Here is an 18,910-nt window from a genome sequence, read left to right on the forward strand (position 1 = left end):
GCGGTACAAGCGGAGGCGCCGATGGCCGCTACAGGAGAAGGCCCCCCTTTGCCAAAAGCAAGGGGGCTGGATCTTGCACCAGCCCCCGCTTCTTCTGTTTGAAAATACCTCCGCCGGAGGCATGTGTCGCCGCAGGCGGCGCATTTACTCGCGCCGCCGCAGTTCCCCAAGATGTCAGCCGTCCTTGCGGATGGTTTCGTTCTTCGGGTCGTAGGGGCTGTCGCATGTGACAACTGCATCCCATAGCTTGTCCCGAATCTTGACCTTCAGTTTGGTGCCTTCAACCGCGAGATCAGGCGTCACATAGCCCATGCCGATGGATTTCTCGAATGCCACCGAGAAACCGCCCGAGGTCAGACGACCCACGCGTGTGCCTTCCGGCGTGTAGAGCGCCTCGCGGCCCCACGGGTCGGCATCTTCCGGTCCGTCGATCAGCAGGGTGCAGCACTTGAAGCGCACACCAGTCTCTTCCAGCTTGGCCTTGCCGTAGAAGTCTTTCGACAGGTCGACAAAACGCTGCAGGTCGGCTTCCAGCGGAGTCGCGTCGCGGCCCAATTCGGTGCCGAAGGCGCGATAGGATTTTTCCTGACGCAGCCAGTTCTGCGCGCGCGCACCGACCAGCTTCATACCGTGCTTCTCACCCGCTTTTTCCAGCAGGTCGAACAGGTAGTTCTGCATCTCGATCGGGTGGTGCAGTTCCCAACCCAGCTCACCGGTATAGGCCACACGGATCGCGTTGACCGGGCACATGCCCAGTTCGATCTGACGGGCCGACAGCCACGGGAAGCGCTTGTTGGACAGTGCGGTTTCCGGATCGGCGTCTTTGATGACCTCTTTCAGAACGTCACGCGATTTCGGTCCGGCGATGGCGAAAACGCCCCACTGAGTAGTCACGTCTTGGATCTCGATGTAGCCGAAGTCTTCCATCTTGTCCTCGGCCGCCTTACGCAGATAGTCGGCGTCATACTCGGTCCAGGCACCTGCGGAGACGATGTAGTAGTTGTTCTCGCCGTTGCGGACGATGGTGTATTCGGTACGAGTGGTGCCATGCGAGGTCAGCGCGTAGGTCAGGTTGATACGACCGACCTTGGGTAGTTTATTGCAGGTGAACCAATCCAGGAATTGGGTCGCACCGGGGCCTTTGACGACATGTTTGGTGAAGGCCGATGCGTCGATCAGGCCAACGCCTTCACGGACCGCTTTGGCTTCTTCAACGGCATATTGCCACCAGCCACCACGGCGGAACGAACGGCTTTCTTTGTCGAAATTGTCCGGCGCATCGACAGGGCCGAAATAGTTCGGACGTTCCCAACCGTTGACCCACCCGAACTGAGCACCGCGCGCCTTCTGGCGATCATAGGCCGGAACAGTCCGCAGAGGACGGCAGGCTTCACGCTCTTCATCCGGGTGGTGCAGGATATAAACGTGCTCATAGCACTCTTCGTTCTTGCGCGCTGCAAACTCGGTGGTCATCCAGTTGCTGCTGTAGCGCTTGGGGTCCAGCGAGGCCATGTCGATCTCGGCTTCGCCATCGACCATCATCTGCGCCAGATAATAGCCGGTGCCACCCGCGGCGGTGATGCCGAAGCTGAAGCCCTCGGCCAGCCACATGTTGCGCAGGCCCGGAGCCGGACCAACCAGAGGGTTGCCGTCTGGAGTGTAGCAGATCGGGCCGTTGAAATCGTCTTTCAGGCCGGATTCGGCGCAGGACGGCACGCGTTCGGCCATCGCCATGTACTGATCCGCAATCCGGTCGATATCTAGCGGAAACAGGTCAGCGCGGAAGCTGTCCGGTACGCCATGTTCAAAACGCGCAGGTGCACCGTGTTCATAGATACCCAAAATCCAGCCACCGCGTTCTTCACGTGCATAAGACTCGTTGTCGGCATCACGCACAACGGGGTGCTCGGGGTTACCGGCTTCACGCCATTTGACAAGCTCAGGGTCTTTGTCCATGACGATGAACGTGTGCTCGACCGGGATCGCGGGCATCTTGATGCCCAGCATCTTGGCGGTGCGCTGCGCGTGGTTGCCCGATGCGGTCACGACATGCTCGGCGGTGATCACCACCTGCTCGTCGGAGGGAACAAGGTTGCCGCCCTGCTCGATCATCTTGGTGCAGGTGACTTCCCAATGAGTGCCGTTCCAGTGGAAGGCGTCCGCCTGCATCTTGCGAACGATGTCGACGCCGCGCTGACGGGCACCTTTGGCCATCGCTTGGGTCACGTCAGCAGGGTTAATATAGCCATCTTCGGTGTGATAGATCGCACCTTTCAGGTCGCCGGTTTCGATCAGCGGCCAGCGTTCCTTGATTTGCTCGGGTGTCAGCCATTCGTAAGCCACATCGCAGGTCTCAGCTGTAGACGCATAGAGCATGTATTCGTCCATACGCTCTTGCGTTTGTGCCATGCGCAGGTTGCCGACTACGGCGAAGCCCGCGTTCAGGCCAGTCTCTTCTTCAAGCTGCTTGTAGAAATCGACCGAATACTTGTGGATGTGGGTTGTCGCGTAAGACATGTTGAACAGCGGCAGCAGGCCAGCCGCGTGCCAGGTCGAGCCCGAGGTCAGCTCGTCCCGTTCGATCAACATCACATCATCCCAGCCCGCTTTGGCCAGGTGATAGGCAATCGAGGTTCCGACGGCGCCGCCGCCAACGACCAGTGCTTTGACTTGGGTTTTCATAACCGGGTGTCTCCCCTTGGAATCTGTTGCCACCATATGGCTTGATTCCGAAATCAATCGCGGAAGCCATCCGACCAGTGATATAAGAAAAACGACCCGCACGGGAGATGCAGGTCGTTAAATGGCGACTTACGATCCAGCCATCAGCCTTCCGAGCGACACCGTTTGGTGTTTCCGACGGTCTTGCACACCAGTTTGCCAGGAGGCTCGGCGGTTTCGGATTCCTGAACTTCCGACGTGCTGTCAACGCTTGCGGGCGCATCCTCGGACCCGCCGGTGAAGGCTGCGATATAGTCGCCTGCACTTAACCCGTCACCCGAGGCTTTCGCTTTCTGGTAGTAATCCAGCCCCGCGACTGCCAGCCCGGCCACCGCGACAAAGCCAGCCAGATATTTTGCACTCATATCGATCACCTGTTCGTCTTTCGCCATAAGACACCACATCACCTAGACGTTTTGTGGGCACAAAGCGGACAAGATCGCGGAAACTGCTAGGTGTGATCGGCCAGTATCTTTCCCGGATTCATGATGTTGTCGGGGTCCAGCGCCGCCTTGATCGCGGCCATGTAGTGTGTTGCCTGCCCCAGTTCTTTCTCAAGATAGGGGCGCTTGCCCTGCCCGATGCCATGCTCGCCCGTGCAGGTGCCCTCCATCGAGATGGCCAGATCGTTGAGCCAACCGACGAACTCATCGGCCCGGCGGACTTCTTCGGCGTCGTCCATGTCGATCAGGGGCAGAGTGTGAAAGTTCCCGTCGCCGACATGCCCAACAATAGGCGCAAGTAAGTCAAGCTCGGCCGCTTTATCCTGAGCGGCCCCTACGGCCTCGGCCAGACGAGAAATCGGCACGCAAACATCGGTCGAGATCCCCTTGGCGCCCGGTCGCAGCTGAAGGCTGGCCCAGTACATGTCGTGACGCGCCTGCCAGAGCTTGTTGCGTTCCTCGGTGGTCGAGGTTGCCGCGAAGTCCGTGCCGCCAAACTCTTCTGCAATCTGGCCGAAAATCTCGGCCTGTTCGGCGGCGCTGGCATCCGAGCCGTGGAACTCTAACAGCAGCAGAGGCGTTTCGGGCAGGGTCAGGCCGGAATAAGCATTGGCGGCTTTGACGGATAGTTCATCCAACAATTCAATCCGAGCGACAGGTACGCCGTATTGGATCGTCATCATGACCGCCCGGCAGGCAGCATCGACGGTTGGGAAAGAGCAGCGGGCCGAACTGATCGCCTCGGGGATGCCGTGCAGGCGTAGGGTCAATTCGGTAATGATGCCTAGAGTGCCTTCGGCCCCGATAAGCAGCCGCGCTAAATCGTACCCCGCCGAGGATTTCTTGGCGCGATTGCCGGTCCGGATGATCTGCCCATCCGGCATCACCGCCTCAAGGCTCAGTACGTTGTCCCGCATGGTGCCATAGCGCACCGCATTTGTTCCGGACGCGCGGGTCGCAGCCATCCCGCCGAGTGAGGCATTGGCACCGGGATCAATCGGAAAGAACAGGCCCTGATCGCGCAGATGGGTGTTCAGGTCTTCGCGCGTGACACCGGGTTGCACGACGCAATCAAGATCCTCGGCATGCACCGCCAGCACTTTGTTCATTTGGGTCAGATCGACCGACACTCCACCGGCAGGCGCGTTCACATGCCCTTCAAGCGAAGTACCCGTGCCAAACGCGATCACCGGCACCTTATGCGCAGCACAGGTCTTGACGATCTCTGCGACCTCCTGAGTGGCGTGGGGAAACACCACCGCGTCGGGGCTTTGATTGGTGATCCAAGTCGTGGTGTGGCCATGCTGTTCGCGGATGGCTACACCGGTTTGGAGACGATCCCCAAACTGTTGCTTCAAGATGCCGAGCGCTGTTCCAATCCCAGCCTCATTTCTCGGCAAATCCGTCGCCTGAACCATGCTAACCCTTTCCTGCCCGCCAGTTGCACGGGCCCTTCCCAATGTGTCGAAAAAGCCCGCCCGAACCGGGCAAGACCCAGGTCTTATTCGCCGAGCGCGATCCCTTCACGCCTATGGTCTGCCCCACCGCTGAGACCTTCGCCGATCTCAATCGCATGCAGGCCCGAGGTCAGATCGCGGGGGTTTACCTCGAACCCGATTTCGATCAGCGCATCTGCGTAGCCTTCGGCGGCAGTATCCACCTCAACATCATAGGTTCCGAACCGGTTGACCAGATGGGGCAGCGAGATCGCCTGCTGCACATCCATTCCCCAATCCGCCCAGGCTATGATCGATTTGGCAACATAGCCGATGATACGGCTGCCTCCGGGTGACCCGATGGCCAGAACCGGCGCGCCGTCCTGCATGACGATGGTCGGGCTCATGGACGAACGCGGGCGCTTGCCGGGTTCCAGACGGTTCGCGATGGACACTCCGTCACGATGAGTGCGGAACGAAAAATCAGTCAGTTCGTTGTTCAGCAAAAACCCGTTCGTCATCAAGCGCGAGCCAAAGCCGTTTTCAATCGTCGTCGTCATCGACAAGACGTTGCCGTAACTGTCCACGATCGAGATATGCGAGGTCGAAGGCAGCTCCAATGACTCGTCATCAGCCCAGTTCATCGTATGATCAAACTCGGGATTGCCCGGGGAGACCTCGGTCAGTGCGCCCTCGGCGTTCAAAAGCTCCGCGCGCTGCGCCAGATAGTCCGGGTCGACCAGCCCGGTGGTCGGCATCGGCACGAAATCACTATCGGCCATGTACCGCCCCCGATCCGCAAAGGCGAGGCGTGACGCTTCGCCGATCAACCGCCATGCCTCCATGCTCTCAGGCCCCATCGCAGCCAGATCATAGCTGTTCAGCATACCCAGAATCTGCCCAACAGTCAGCGCGCCGGACGAGGGCGGCCCCATCCCGCAGACCTCATAGGCACGGTAGGCCGCGCAGACCGGACCACGTTCAATGACCTGATAAAGGGCCAGATCGGTGCCAGACAATACGCCCGGATTGCCCGGCGCGGTGCGGACGGTCCGAACGATATCTGATGCGATTTGCCCGCCGTAGAACCCGGCGGCACCGTCCTCGGCCAGAGCGCGCAGTGTATCCGCATAGGCCGGGTTCATCAGGCGTTGACCCTGTTGCAGTGGCTCACCTTCGGGCAGGAAATACGCGGTCGTCGCAGGGAACCGCGACAGACGCTCGGCGTCGTTGGCGACCAAGCTGGCTAGGCGAGGCGAGACAAGGAACCCGTCATCCGCCAGCCGGATACCATCGGTGAACAGCCCGGGCCACGGCGAGCGGCCCCAACGGCGGTGCGCTTCCTCCAGCAAGGCAGGCGTACCGGGCGTGCCAACGGACAACCCTCCGACGACGGCATCAAAGAACTGCAAGGGCTCGCCGTTTTCATCCTGAAACAGGGTCGGCGTCGCGTCCAATGGGGCAGTTTCACGCCCGTCTAGTGTCGTAAGTTGTCCGGTGGCGGCATCGTACCAGACCAGAAACGCCCCGCCCCCTAGGCCCGAGGATTGCGGCTCGACCAATCCCAGAACAACCTGCACCGCGACCATGGCATCCGCTGCCGATCCACCGGCGCGCAGGATTTTGGCCCCGGCCTCAACCGCCAGAGGGTTGGCCGCAGCAACCATCCAATTCTCGGACTGCACAGGAACGCCGCTTGTTTTGGCCTCGAGCGCCGCGATCAACTCGTCGGTCAGAGCCTGCACCTGACCTTCGCTCGCGCCTTCGGGCGCCACGGAGTCCGCTGTTTCCTGGGCAAAGCCCGGAGCGGCAAAGGCTATGGCAGACAGAAGTAATCCTGAAATCCGATTAATACGCATAATGTGCTCCTGGAAAAGGTTACAGCATGGATGGGACCACCTGATCCGGTGGTCTGTGCCCATCCTCGAAGGTCTTGATATTGATAATAACTTTCTCACCCATTTCGATCCGCCCCTCCAGCGTGGCCGATCCCATATGCGGAAGCAGCACCACGTTGGGCAGCTTGCGAAGGCGTGGGTTCACCTGTGTGCCGTGTTCATACACATCCAGCCCGGCACCCGCGATTTCCCCGGACCGGATCAGCCGCGTCAGCGCGTTTTCGTCGATCACCTCACCACGCGACGTGTTGACGACCACAGCCGAGGGTTTCAGCAGCTTCAATCGCCGCGCGTTCAGCAAGTGGAACGTTGAAGGGGTTGATGGGCAATGAACCGAGATCACATCCATCCGTGCCACCATCTGATCAAGGCTTTCCCAATAGGTGGCCTCCAGATCCTGTTCAATCTCGGGGCGCAACCGGCGGCGGTTGTTGTAGTGGACCTGCATCCCGAATGCAATGGCACGGCGCGCAACGGCCTGACCGATCCGGCCCATGCCCAGAATACCCAGACGGCGCCCTCCGATCCGGCCGCCAAGCAAAGCGGTCGGCGCCCAGCCGGACCAATCGCCCTGCTGCATCAGCGCGACGCCCTCAGGGAAACGACGCGTCACCGCCAGGATCAGCGCCATGGTCATGTCCGCCGTATCGTCGGTCAGAACACCCGGAGTGTTCGAGACCAGAATACCTCGCTGACGCGCGGTTGAGACGTCGATATTGTCGACCCCTGCACCGTAATTGGCGATCAAGCGCAGCTTTTCACCAGCTTGCCCCAGCAAACCACCGTCGATTGTGTCGGTCACCGTCGGCACCAGCACGTCGGCCTCTTGCACCGCAGCGACCAGTTCCTCACGAGTCATGGGGGTGTCATCGTCGCGCAGGCGAACATCAAACAGCTCGCTCAGTCGCGTTTCCACTACTTCTGGCAACCGTCGCGTAACAACAACACTCAGACGTTCTCTTGGCACTTCCGCCCTCCCACTGCTTTGCAAACGCGCTTGCGTCATGGCATCGTGGCGCAGGATAAGGCGGGGCACAAGAACCCCAAAGGCATTGAGTCGACCTTTTTTCGAAAGCAGATCAACAGGCACAAGAGCAGGCAGTCAGTGAGTGGTTTTCTACCGGTGAAACGCCTTTGTTTGGCGATCCTATCCGCGTATCTTATTGCGTTCGGCTCTGCGCCGATCGCAGCTCAAGACGTGCGCGGCCCTGTCACCAACCTGCCTCTTCCGCGCTATGTCTCGATGAAGGCCGCCGAAGGCAATGTGCGCCGTGGTCCGTCCCTGACCCACCGAATCGATTGGGTCTTCAAGCGGCGCGGGATGCCGCTGCAGATCACCGCAGAATACGGCAATTGGCGCAAGGTACAGGATCGCGACGGGGCCGGAGGCTGGGTTCACTACGCCCTGCTGTCCGGAGTGCGCACGGTGCTGATCGAATCCGAGATGCTGCCCGTTTATGCCCGACCCGACCCGAACTCGACCGTTAACGCGCATTTCGAAACCGGAGTGGTCGCCCGCCTTGGCGCGTGTTCGCTGGACTGGTGTCGCATTTCGGCGGGGGGCTACAAGGGGTGGACGCTGAAAGCCAACCTTTGGGGCGTCGATCCGTCGGAAATCCGGGAATAGCCTCTTTCTCTAGTCCCGTACCCTAGTCGGATTGCAAAGCCGCTATTTCGTCAAGCGCGCTGATGATGTCTTCGGCGTAGTCCGGATCGGCAAACAAAGTCCGAAACAGCGCCGCCAGAGGGTACCCGGGCCAGGCTTCATCCAACAACAGGATTGTGGCCCGCGCGCGCTCATTGTCTCCGAGCCGTTGATAGCTTGCTGCCAGATAACCAATCGAGATCGCGCTGACCGGATCACCCAGCCTGACCGCCTCGTTGAACTGGTCTACCGACGCCTGGTAATCCCCCAAGTGATAGCTGGAGGAGGCCAACACGCTGCGATAGGGAAATCTACCGTTTGTCGTATTGGCACCCCGCGCCCGATTGGCGGACGCTATAGCGCGCTGGAAATCCCCACCAAACAACGCGAACAGAGCATCAAAGTTGGTGACGTGGATATCATCAGGGGCAAGCCGTGTTGCGCGCGTGGACTGCGCAAGTGCTGCCTCATGCTCGCGCGAGCAAAATGAAGCCAGGGCAAGGGCGGAATGGCTCCAACCTTCGTCTGGCGCCAGTTCTAGTGCCCGCTGCGCGCGGGTTTTAGCAAGGGCCAAAAGCGCCTGTTTTTCAGCTCCTGGCGGGGTTGTTAAGGCAAGGATGCTGATCGCCTGCGCCGAACCGGCGTAGCCGCCGAAATATGTCTCATCAAGCGCCATGGCGCGTTCGAACATGCCGCGCACGGCTTGCAGCCTGTCGCGGTCCAGAACCGGGAACATCAGCAGGCGCGCCTCAGTCGCCAAATTAACGGCTTGTAGCTTGGTCGGGTTTGTCGAGAACAGCGCCTCTCTGATGGCTTGTTCCTGATTGGCATTTGCTGAGACGGCGACCGGGCTGGGCGGTGACTGGGGCGATCGGGAGAAGAGCATCACGCCGCCTGCGATAGCCAACGCGGCCAAAACCGCCACTGAGACCCAGACCATCTTGGAGGGACGCGCTCGGTCCGAGGGTATATCGATGTCCAAAACCTCAAACCGGGGGACATAACCACCCGGATCTACATGGATGCGCAGCCTCTGATCCTTGCCGGAGTTCGAATAGAAGCTCGCCAATCGCCGACGCATACGCCCCGCATCGACCCGCACGACGGCCATGGGGTCACCCCCAGAATCCAGCGCCCTTCCATAAACATCCTCGGCGATCGACTTGGCGCGTATATCCTCGGACTGGCCCGCCAACAGCTTGTCGACTACGTAGTTGAGGAAAGACTGCAGTCGCTCAGCCCCATCGAATTCCGGGCTGTCTAGGACCGCCTTCAGTGCCCGCTGAATGTCTTCATCCGAGAGCGTTTTTTGGGCCGGTTCTGACTTTACGCTGGCGTCTGACATCGCTTTCGTTAACCGCTGGCTGGTTTCAAGTCTTTGAAAAATAACATGTTACCCCGTAACATACGTTAAGATACCTGAATGTGTAAATGAATTTCAGGCAGAATGACTAGCAAAGGAGGGGAACGGACCTCATCGCGGGGGCACAACTGGGTTCACACACCGTGAGGCTTATGATGGCTTGCTTGTCGATACACTTTCCTGATCAGGCGAATGACATCCGGCGCCTGCGCAGTTCAGACACGGTCTTTGCGCAGATCTGCGCTGACTTTGAAAGCCTGGCTGCTCTTCTTCCCTGCGATGCAAGTGACCCAAGAAATTCTGATCTCATCGACAGCCTCCGAGGGCTTCAGGACGAAATAAAAACTTACCTTTCGTCCCATTCGACCCCGCCCGAGGGCTAATCAAGACGCAAAAAGGCGATTCAAATGTTGGCCAATCTTCTATTCTACGTCGGGCTCATCGTGTCGTTGACCATAGGGTTCATGTATTTCCGCGATCTCGGTGACGTCAGCCAAATGGTGCTGAAGGTCAAGCGCAATAACATGATCCGCTTTATCCGGAATGAGAACACCTATCTTGCCGCCGGATTCGCCGGGCTTGCGCTGATGCTTGTCGGGCATTTTCTGGGCGGCGGTCCGGGGTGGCTGTTTTTCCTCGGCGTTCCCGCGGTGACACTGGTGATCATATTCCTGTTCGTGTTCCCATGGGTTTGGGTCCATATCGGTCTGCGCAACCAGCAAAACACCGCCCACTATTACCCGATCTCCGAAGCGCAGCAATTCATTAACCCATCAGCCAGTGTTCTCGTGATCGAAAACAACGGCCACGCGCGGGCGCATTCGGACGCCCAGCTGATGCGCCCTCATCTGGCCGGCAACGATAAGGGGTTGGGCGGCGATGACATCGTCATGACCTATTGTGCCATGGCCAATCTGGGGCAGGCCTACAAACCCGAGATCCACGGCAAACGTCTGGATCTTGAGGTGATGGCCCAGCACGGCAACAACCTGATACTGCGCGACAACACCACCGGAGAGCCGATCCAGCAGATCTATGGCCGCTTCGACAGCGACGCCTCGAAAACAGCGGCAATGCAGCCATGGCCCACCTTTCGGATGAGCTTTCGGGGATTTCAAAAGGCCTATCCAAATGGTGAGGTCTTTCTGAACAAGCCCTCCTCGAACCCGCTTCTCAGGTTGTTCGACACCTTTACTGAAACCGTTTTCTCCTCGGGCATCGCCAAGCAGCACCAAGAAGAAGCGCCCGTCATGGACAACATGAGCCACAGCGACAACCGTCTGCCCAACAAAACCTATGTCTGGGGCATCACGATCGGTGACGACGCAGTTTGCTGGACCGATGATTTCCTGGCCGAAAATAAAGGGCTGATCAACGCCACGGTTGGCGGGCGTGACGTCGTGGTGTCCTACGACCCAATCTATGAAAGCGTTGGCGTCTGGTACAATGACAGCGGCGCGCCCATCACCCATGTCGATTTCTTCGGAAACGCGGATTGCGGCCAACTGACCCGCGTTGAGACCCTTCGATCAGGCATGTTCTGGCATGTCTGGGTCGAGTTCTTCCCCGGCACGGATATCAACCGCTCCGGCCCGCCCCACACCACATCTGACCCCCGCCAGACCCCCGCCCAAAGCGAATGAGGATTGTTGAAATGAAAACCCTAACCAGCATGTCGGTGCTGTTCTGCCTATCGGCCACGATCTCAACCGCTCAGGACGCGCCGATCATCCATGATGCCGAGTACTACATCCTCGAAGCGCAGAATGCCGAACAATGGGCTGCTGACAATGCCGAGGTTGACCAGTTGCTAGAAGACTTCCGAAGCTCGAACGACGGCAAGCCACCCAACATCATCAATATCCTGATTGACGATATCGGCTTTGGCGATCTGGGTATTCCGGAACTCAACGCAGTGCGCGGCTATTCCACGCCCCATATCAACGCCTTCTCGGACGAAGCGATGCGAATGGTGCGCATGTATACCGAACCCTCCTGCACACCCACACGGGTTGCGATGATGACCGGGCGGCTTCCAGTTCGGATGGGCATGGGCGACACCACCGTGGATATCGCCGGGTTCGGCCTGCCCGCAGACGAAGTCACCTTGGCCGAAATTCTGTCGGATGCGGGCTATGCGACGGTGCATGTGGGTAAGTGGCACATGGGCGACATCCCCGAGGCCTGGCCCCATAACCAAGGCTTCGATTGGGCGGGGTTCCCGGTTCACCAGCAGGGCCAACTGACAATCTATAACGATGATGCGATCAAGGAACAGGTCTCGGTCGGGATAGCGGATTTCGATGACCGTTTCGTACTCGACGACTTCTTTCGCCCCGACCCCGCCGCTATGGTCACCGGTCTTGAAGCTGAACGCGGTGGTCTTGCGCGCGAAGTTGACATGACCGCGGGCGAGCGCTGGACCGCCGAAAAATATGACGAAATGAACCGGCGCTATCAGGACCAGACGCTTGAAAAAATGCGCGAGCTGGCTGGCGGGGACGCGCCTTTCTTCCTGCAATATTGGCCACTCATTCCGCTGGATAACACGCGCGCAGGTCGTTCGGGGCCGCAATCGCCGAACGGCGGGCTCTATGTCGACAAGATGCAGCAGCTCGACAGCTGGCTGGGCGATATCTTCAACGAGATGGAGGCGCTTGGCCTGGCCGACAACACCATTGTAATAGTAATGGGCGACAACGGCCATTTCACCAAGTATTCGCCGCAGTCAGGGTTTACCCCGATGGTTTTCGCCGGTGGCAAAGGTGATGTGTCCGAAGGCGGCATTCGCGTCGACAGTTTCATCCGCTGGCCCGGCATGATTGAGGCCGATGGCATCGTCGGAGATATCGTCCACGTCTCGGATCTCTATACCACACTCGCCCGGTTCGCCGGAGCCGAAAGCGGCATTCCTCGGGATCGGCTGGTGGACGGTGTCGACCAATCCTCGCTGCTGCTCTTAGGTGAAACAAAAGGACGGCGCGACCACCTGATCGTCTATTCCGTCCACACCCCCCGCGCGGTCATCAAAGATCAACTAAAGCTGCGCATTCCCGGAGCCGGGGAGAGCGCGATTCTAGCCGATTTCTTCGATGTCTACCGCGACACGCATGAGAAATACCCGGTTTCAACCGAGGTTGGGGCTTGGGGCGGGCAAGAATTTGTCCGTATTCTGGGGCGCCATCTGAAACGCAAGGAAAAATACCCAGACATCGAACCTGCCCGTGGCGTGCCTTATGAAGGCATCGAAAATCTTCGCCCCGAAACTGAAGCCGCTGTCGAGGCCTTTCTGCTCAAACAGTCTTCGGTTGGCAGATGATCGTACATCCGGACACTGACGCCTTGCAGCAAGGTCGTCGCGCAATTTGAAAGTAAGGAGATTCACCAATGGCTATCAGATCCGCTGCCGTGATGGCAGGAGCCACGGCCCTGTCCTGTTTACTGTCGAGCGCAGCATACGCTCAGTCCCTGCCTGCGCCGGGTCAAGCCGAAGAGGGCTGGCGACACACTCTTGGCTTTTACCTGTTCACCCCGCTGCGTACGCATGGAACGTCAACCGTCTCGGGCGTTTCAGCCGATATTGACCTCGATCTTGGCGACGTGCTGGATGTTCTCGATTTCGCAGCGGCCGGGCGTTATGAGGCCTGGAACGGAGACTTTGGGATCATCGTTGACGCCAATTACGTCGGCATCGGAGAGGACACCACCCTCCCCGGTCCTGCTGCCACTGCGGTGGATGTAGATGTGCGCCAAAAATGGTTTGCGGTCATGGGGGCCTATCGCGTGGCGGATGGGACCTATGGTGCCAACAACCAGCGCTATACCGTCGATCTGCAGGGCGGCATTCGCTACAACTCGATCCGGCAGGAAATCAGGTTCACGACTCCGGGGCCAACGAACCCGCCCACCCAAGGCGGTGACGAAGGCTGGATTGAGCCCGTTGTGGGTGCCCGGGGCATGTGGCGTCTCAACGACCGGTGGACCACCATCGCATCGCTGGAACTTGGCGGGTTCGGAGCCGGAGGCAACGATCTGCAAGTCGGCGCAAATATCGGCTTTGACTACCAACCGTGGGATCGAACCGCGATCACCTTTGGCTACAGATATTTCAGTGTCGACTACAGTGATTCAACGTCAACCGGCCCCTTCGCCTATGATGTCACGCAGCAAGGGCCCTATGTGGGGCTAAAGGTCTTTTTCAACTAGATCCGACCGCCTTGCCGTGCCTCGTTCTTGCCGGGCTTTATCACTCTATGCTTAGAACCAGTTTGCCGGTGGTTTCACCGGCTTCCAAACGACGGTGCGCCTCGGCGGCTTGGGCAATGGGTAGGATAGTCAGCTGCGGACGCAGAACACCCGCTTGCAACAATTCAAACACCGTGGCCATATCTGCGCTGAACTGATCGGGGCGGTTGACGAAATAAGTGTATATGTCGCTAACCCGGACCGAAATCGACTTCTGGAAGTGCTTCGCCAAATCCTCGGCAAAATTACCTGCGGGCGGACCGGCAAGGAACCCGAACAGAACTGCAGTGCCCAAGGGTGCCAGAGCGTCGAGGTCTGATTTGAGGGTTTCACCCGAGATCGGGTTCAGCGTCAGATCCACGCCGCGTCCTACGGTGAGGTCCATCACCCGCTCGGTGACATCCTCGGTGCGATAGTCGATGACGTGATCGGCACCTTGATCTTTCGCATATCCAACCTTGTCGGTACTGGTCGAAGCGATCACTTTCATGCCAAGATGCTTGGCAATGTGTAGCGCCATGGTGCCAACACCCCCGGCCGCGGCGTGAACCAAAACGGATTTGCCAGCTGCCGCGGCGCCTAGATTGACCAGCATGTGGTAGGCGGTCATCCCATTGACTGGGATTGCAGCTGCGGTTTCGAACTCGGCAGTATCGGCCAACCGGGAGACATAGGGCGCACCGATCACGGAATGGGTGGCGTATCCACCGGCACCAATAGGTCCCATCCACGCCACGCGGTCCCCGACAGAGAATCCTTCGACCCCCTCGCCCAGCGCCTCAACCACTCCGGCCCCCTCAACCCCGGGTACATGAGGTAGCTCGGGCATCATCCCCTCGGGCATTTCACCGCGACGGATGATCGTGTCGATGAAGTTGACCGCCCCGGCTTTGTTGCGGATACGAATTTCCCCGGCATTGGGGGTTGGGGTCGCACGGTTGGTTTCGCGCAAGACATCTGGTTTGCCGGTCTGGGTGATTTCAATAGCGAAAGGCATGAGCTTTCTCCTTCTGTTGCGCAGAAGGTAGAGGCCATGTCGTTGGATGATAATAGTTGATATCAGGAGAAATAATCCCAAAAATAGAATAATGATCTACAACGACCTTGCCCTGTTTACTGTCGTCGCAAACCATCTCAGCTTTTCCAAAGCTGCGGAGCGGCTGGGCATACCTCTCAGCCGGGTCAGTCGAAGGATTGCAGAGTTGGAAGACCATCTGGGGACCAAACTGTTCGAGCGGACAACCCGCCAGGTGCGCCTGACAGAAGAAGGCCGCCGCCTTCTTGATCAATGCCAGGACCCGATCGAGGCTCTGCAAGGTGTCGCAGGTTTTACGGACGATACTAGACGCCAGAGCATCCGCATAACAGCGCCACCGCTGGCCGCGCGCACGACCATTGGCCCTCGGTTGTTGGATTTCGCAAAACTGAATCCGGATGTTGCGTTTGAAATGACCACAACCAACGTCTTGCTGGACTTCTTTCGCGACAATATCGATCTTGCCTTCCGCCTCGGCCCCTTGACGGATTCCAGCCTTGTCGCGAAACGGCTTTGGTCCGTTCCCTACTGTTTTTGCGCAGGACAGGGCTTCATTCGAGAGCATGGGTTGGACGGGTCGATATCCAGACCAGACTTTCTTGCTTTGCCTGCCTTGAATGCAGGTCAACCCTGGGCGCTGGAGAGCGGGGAAACGCTGCAGCCGAAGCACATCGCCCACAGTTTGACCGACCTTGATGTCATTGCGCACGCCGCCCGTCGCAACCTGGGTGTCGCGATGCTGCCTTCGGATATGGTAAACGGCGAACTGCAACGGCTTGAGGTCACAGACGCCCTGCCAATGACGCGGGACATGTTCGCCGTCTATCCCAGCCGTCGTTTGTTACCAGCACGGGTCAGGAAGCTGATTGATTTCATGACACCCGGCTGAACCTACCACTCAATGGCGACGCCGTCGCGAAAGAACCCTCCGGTCGGGCCGCCTTTCGGTAAGGTTGCTGCCCAGACAACGCCCCTGGCACCCTCGGAAATCGGACGTCCCCCGCCCCCCATATCCGTGGCAACCCAACCGGGACACACGGCGTTGACGAGAATGCCCTGAGGTTTCAACGCGGCAGCGGTCTTGAGCGTCAGCGCGTTCAGAGCAGCTTTGGATACGCCATAGCCAGGCGTTCCGGCGGACATGCTGGTCAGCGACCCCGCACCAGGGGACACGTTGACGATCCGGGCTTCCGTGCCTTGTTTTAGCAGTGGCACCGCCGCAATCGTGGTCTCCCACGGGCCGAAAAGGTTCGTATCAAACGCGCGACGGACCCGGTCCAGATCGGCGAGGTGGACCTGTTGGTCGGTGTCATAATCCACACCCGCGTTATTCACCAAAACATCAAGGCGGCCATAGGCCGATTCAACCATCAAGAAGAAGGCCGCCGCGACAGAATCCGGACTAGAAACATCCAGTTGCAACGCTTCAGCCCCATATCCGATCTCATCCGCAGCAGCCTGCCCTTTTGCCAGATCGCGCGCACCCATCAAAACCTTCATCCCATGGTCTCGGGCCAATTGGCGGGACACTTCTTTGCCAATACCTCGGTTGGCTCCGGTCACGAGTGCGATACGCTGACTGTTCATGATCCCTCCTTCAATTCGCCTCGGCAGCGCGCTGGCCGGCAAGAGCCACAAGCCCACGATCACCGGATTCCCAGATTGCCGTCATGGTCATGGATGTCACAACCCAGCGGTCGTCTGAATTCTCAAGCTCATAGTCATAGCGGCCACCAAGCACCCACAGACCATCATCAAAACGATGGGTTGCTGTGAAATCAGCCTGTGCCGTGGCGAATGTATCGGACAGGGAGGTGATGGTGTGATTGGTCACCATATGGTGCGTAGCGTCGAAACCAGGAAGAAAGGCGGACCAGCTCGCCACAAGCTCGTCGGCGGGTTGTGTGACCGGGTCTCCGCCCCAGAGGCTGGTATAATCCGTCGTGACAGTATCGGAAAACGCGCCGCGCACGCGGGTCCAGTCGTGGCGGTCAGCACCTGCCGCGATATCGGTGATTGCGGTCAAGATATCGGCCTGTTGTTCAGCAAAAGCTGCGGATCCGATCATAGAGACGGCCGCAAGGGTCGATGTGAGTTTTCTACGCATGTGGATACTCCGAATAGATGTGGGTGGACGCCGAACAATTGCTCGGCGTCCAGACAGGGATTAGTTGCTTGAACCGGCGCGAAAATGGTCAGCGACGGTATCGGCCGCGCGGGTGACATCCTCAGGGTTGTCGTAGAAGTCGAACTGCGTGACGTCCTCAAGCCACTGCGCAGTTGCATCGCCTGCGAAACCGGCAAGGAAGGTCTGAACACCCTGTGGGATCGCCGCGCTTTCCGAGTGAACAATTGCCAGTGGCTTATCCAAACGCTGCGGATTGTCGGCGGGGTGATAGGTCAACCATCCTTCCCAACCCGCATTGTTCCATTTGTCGTCATATTCCGGGATCCCGCCACGGTCGGCCTCATAGTAGTATCCGCCGATCGGCATCAGCACGCCCTCGGCACCCTCGGGGCCTGCGGCGGGGATGATCTGACCACCTGCGGCCTCGGCAGCGTGGGACACCTCGATCAGCCCGGCGACACCTTCTGCGCCGCCATAGACCGCTTCGACGATCTCTTCGTTCTGCAACCACGGTGCAACCAGACCCAGCCGCTGAACCAGCGGATTGCCAGAGACCGCATCGACCATGTACCCGGCCGAGGCGCAGATCCCCAGACCGTTGATGTGGTCGGCATCTACTTCGGGTAGGGTCGCAACGAATGCGATGGCCGCTTTGATGTCCGATGTCTTGGCATCGGGGCTTTCAACGAAGCGCACGTTGTTCGGCAGATCGCCCGATTTGCCCCAACCGCGGAAATCAAAGGTGAAGGCGGCAAAGCCGCGCTCGGCCATTTCTCGGGCATAGTTTGCGGGCATCTGTTCCTGAACAGAGGTCCAGGCCCCGGTCACGACGACGGTGGGCAGCGGTTCAGATCCGCGCTCTTCCGGCAGGTACAGCGTGCCGGACAGCATAGCGCCTTCGTTCTCGAAGGTAACGGTGCGGGTTTCAACCTGCGCGACGGCAGCCGTTGATGCCATAAGCGCTGCGGCGGTGTTCAGAGCGAGGGTGTTCATAACGATATCTCCCAAAATCTGTCTGGATGGGCACAAGCCCGATGACACCTGAGATACGCTGTCGACGGCAGTGATACTTGCACCGGACTGCCGCGTTTTTGAAAGATTCTGCTTTAGACGGCATTCGCCGCGCGAAACGCGCGCGGGGTCTGCCCTACCACCTGTTTGAAACTACGCGTGAAATGCGCCTGATCTGAGAAACCGCAGGCCAAGGCAATATCGCCCAGAGGGCGCGCAGGGTCTTCGATCATCTTCATCGCCTGTTCGACGCGGTAGGCCATGACATATTGCATAGGGGTCGAGCCCAGCGTTTCCTTGAAAACCCGCGCAAAATGCGAAGGGCTCATGCCCGCCTCAGAGGCCAGTTGATCGACGGTGATCGTCTGATCCAAACGGTCCTGCACATAGGCCAGCACCCGTTGATAATGCTGAGAGGTAAAGCGCGCGGACAACTCGATCTCTTCGGCACGACGTTTGCCGTATTTCTGCAATAGCTTGACAAGAAAAACCCGGCTCATGGCCTCGAACATCACGGCTGAGGACATGTCATCCGTTGCCAGCGCATCGCGCAAAATGACACCTGCAGCACAAAGGTCAGGATCGGAAAACTGCGGCTGGTCGTGAAACTGCTCTGGTGCCAACAACATCCCAAGTTCAGACTGTGCAAAGCGCTTAACCTTGTCCGGATGCAAGGTGATCACGATCACGTCGGACTGCCCGTACCATCGCCAGCCCGACCGCATGCCTGCTGGGGTCACAATGAATTCGTCCTTGCAAAAGGTGAAATCCCGCAGCGTGCCGTCCCTCCAGTTTTGCACGCGATGCCCCTTCTCCTGCAGGTTCAGAAGGACGTGGTGTTCCGAAAACACCTCCTCTGGCATCCGATCAGGTTCGGCCCGAAAATACCGCACTGACATTAATCCAGCCGCCGAAGGGCGCTGCATCTCATCACTGTTCAGCAACGGTTCTGACGGGTAGATATCAGCGTATCTTAGGGGCAAG

16 protein-coding genes are annotated in these 18,910 nt (G+C 58.9%); 5 read left to right on the forward strand and 11 right to left on the reverse strand.

The annotated features are described in order from the left end of the window. Window positions 1–174 precede the first annotated feature (174 nt). From ACR0JF_RS08040 to ACR0JF_RS08060, 5 genes are all read right to left on the reverse strand, one after another. A complete protein-coding gene (locus tag ACR0JF_RS08040) occupies window positions 175–2,682 on the reverse strand; it encodes a GcvT family protein (RefSeq protein WP_170659144.1) in 2,508 nt (835 codons plus the stop codon). 143 nt (window positions 2,683–2,825) lie between these two features. Beyond that, the gene (locus ACR0JF_RS08045; protein WP_170659143.1) at window positions 2,826–3,113 is read right to left on the reverse strand and encodes a hypothetical protein; all 288 of its coding nucleotides are present in this window, start codon (window positions 3,111–3,113) and stop codon (window positions 2,826–2,828) included. A 59-nt stretch (window positions 3,114–3,172) separates the two neighbouring features. Then, the gene (locus tag ACR0JF_RS08050) at window positions 3,173–4,582 is read right to left on the reverse strand and encodes an FAD-linked oxidase C-terminal domain-containing protein (protein ID WP_170659142.1); all 1,410 of its coding nucleotides are present in this window, start codon (window positions 4,580–4,582) and stop codon (window positions 3,173–3,175) included. An 83-nt stretch (window positions 4,583–4,665) separates the two neighbouring features. Continuing rightward, a complete protein-coding gene (gene ggt / locus ACR0JF_RS08055) occupies window positions 4,666–6,459 on the reverse strand; it encodes a gamma-glutamyltransferase (protein WP_170659141.1) in 1,794 nt (597 codons plus the stop codon). A 19-nt stretch (window positions 6,460–6,478) separates the two neighbouring features. Further along, entirely contained in the window at window positions 6,479–7,465 is a 987-nt protein-coding gene (locus tag ACR0JF_RS08060) for a 2-hydroxyacid dehydrogenase (protein ID WP_170659427.1), read from the reverse strand. A 171-nt stretch (window positions 7,466–7,636) separates the two neighbouring features. On the opposite strand from ACR0JF_RS08060, the gene ACR0JF_RS08065 reads away from it, so the two are divergent. Continuing rightward, entirely contained in the window at window positions 7,637–8,125 is a 489-nt protein-coding gene (locus ACR0JF_RS08065) for an SH3 domain-containing protein (RefSeq protein WP_480669172.1), read from the forward strand. Between the two features lie 22 nt (window positions 8,126–8,147). Here the strand turns inward: ACR0JF_RS08065 and ACR0JF_RS08070 are convergent, their stop codons facing one another. After that, a complete protein-coding gene (locus ACR0JF_RS08070) occupies window positions 8,148–9,488 on the reverse strand; it encodes a tetratricopeptide repeat protein (RefSeq protein WP_170659140.1) in 1,341 nt (446 codons plus the stop codon). Between the two features lie 425 nt (window positions 9,489–9,913). On the opposite strand from ACR0JF_RS08070, the gene ACR0JF_RS08075 reads away from it, so the two are divergent. From ACR0JF_RS08075 to ACR0JF_RS08085, 3 genes are all read left to right on the forward strand, one after another. Continuing rightward, window positions 9,914–11,149, forward strand: a complete 1,236-nt coding sequence (locus ACR0JF_RS08075; protein WP_170659139.1) for a DUF3179 domain-containing (seleno)protein — start codon at window positions 9,914–9,916, stop codon at window positions 11,147–11,149. Window positions 11,150–11,160: 11 nt separating this feature from the next. Next, window positions 11,161–12,825 (forward strand): sulfatase-like hydrolase/transferase, encoded by a 1,665-nt coding sequence (locus ACR0JF_RS08080; protein WP_170659138.1) that lies wholly within the window; start codon window positions 11,161–11,163, stop codon window positions 12,823–12,825. Window positions 12,826–12,893: 68 nt separating this feature from the next. Then, window positions 12,894–13,712, forward strand: a complete 819-nt coding sequence (locus ACR0JF_RS08085; protein ID WP_170659137.1) for a hypothetical protein — start codon at window positions 12,894–12,896, stop codon at window positions 13,710–13,712. 40 nt (window positions 13,713–13,752) lie between these two features. On the opposite strand, the gene ACR0JF_RS08090 is transcribed toward ACR0JF_RS08085, so the two are convergent. After that, entirely contained in the window at window positions 13,753–14,748 is a 996-nt protein-coding gene (locus ACR0JF_RS08090; RefSeq protein ID WP_170659136.1) for a zinc-binding dehydrogenase, read from the reverse strand. A gap of 91 nt (window positions 14,749–14,839) precedes the next feature. On the opposite strand from ACR0JF_RS08090, the gene ACR0JF_RS08095 reads away from it, so the two are divergent. Then, window positions 14,840–15,676 (forward strand): LysR family transcriptional regulator, encoded by an 837-nt coding sequence (locus ACR0JF_RS08095; protein ID WP_170659135.1) that lies wholly within the window; start codon window positions 14,840–14,842, stop codon window positions 15,674–15,676. Between the two features lie 2 nt (window positions 15,677–15,678). On the opposite strand, the gene ACR0JF_RS08100 is transcribed toward ACR0JF_RS08095, so the two are convergent. The 4 genes from ACR0JF_RS08100 to ACR0JF_RS08115 all read right to left on the reverse strand — a co-directional run bounded on the left by ACR0JF_RS08100 (window position 15,679) and on the right by ACR0JF_RS08115 (window position 18,909). Then, on the reverse strand, window positions 15,679–16,374 hold the full coding sequence (locus tag ACR0JF_RS08100) for an SDR family oxidoreductase (protein WP_170659134.1): 696 nt from the start codon (window positions 16,372–16,374) through the stop codon (window positions 15,679–15,681). A 10-nt stretch (window positions 16,375–16,384) separates the two neighbouring features. Beyond that, window positions 16,385–16,894 carry a nuclear transport factor 2 family protein gene (locus ACR0JF_RS08105; protein ID WP_170659133.1) on the reverse strand — a complete coding sequence of 170 codons (510 nt, stop codon included), beginning with the start codon at window positions 16,892–16,894 and terminating at the stop codon, window positions 16,385–16,387. Between the two features lie 60 nt (window positions 16,895–16,954). Further along, entirely contained in the window at window positions 16,955–17,908 is a 954-nt protein-coding gene (locus ACR0JF_RS08110; protein ID WP_170659132.1) for an alpha/beta hydrolase, read from the reverse strand. A gap of 113 nt (window positions 17,909–18,021) precedes the next feature. Continuing rightward, window positions 18,022–18,909: a helix-turn-helix domain-containing protein gene (locus ACR0JF_RS08115; RefSeq protein WP_170659131.1), complete on the reverse strand. Its 888-nt coding sequence runs from the start codon at window positions 18,907–18,909 to the stop codon at window positions 18,022–18,024. Window position 18,910: the final 1 nt, after the last annotated feature.

The organism is Ruegeria sp. BG11 (genome assembly GCF_056538565.1).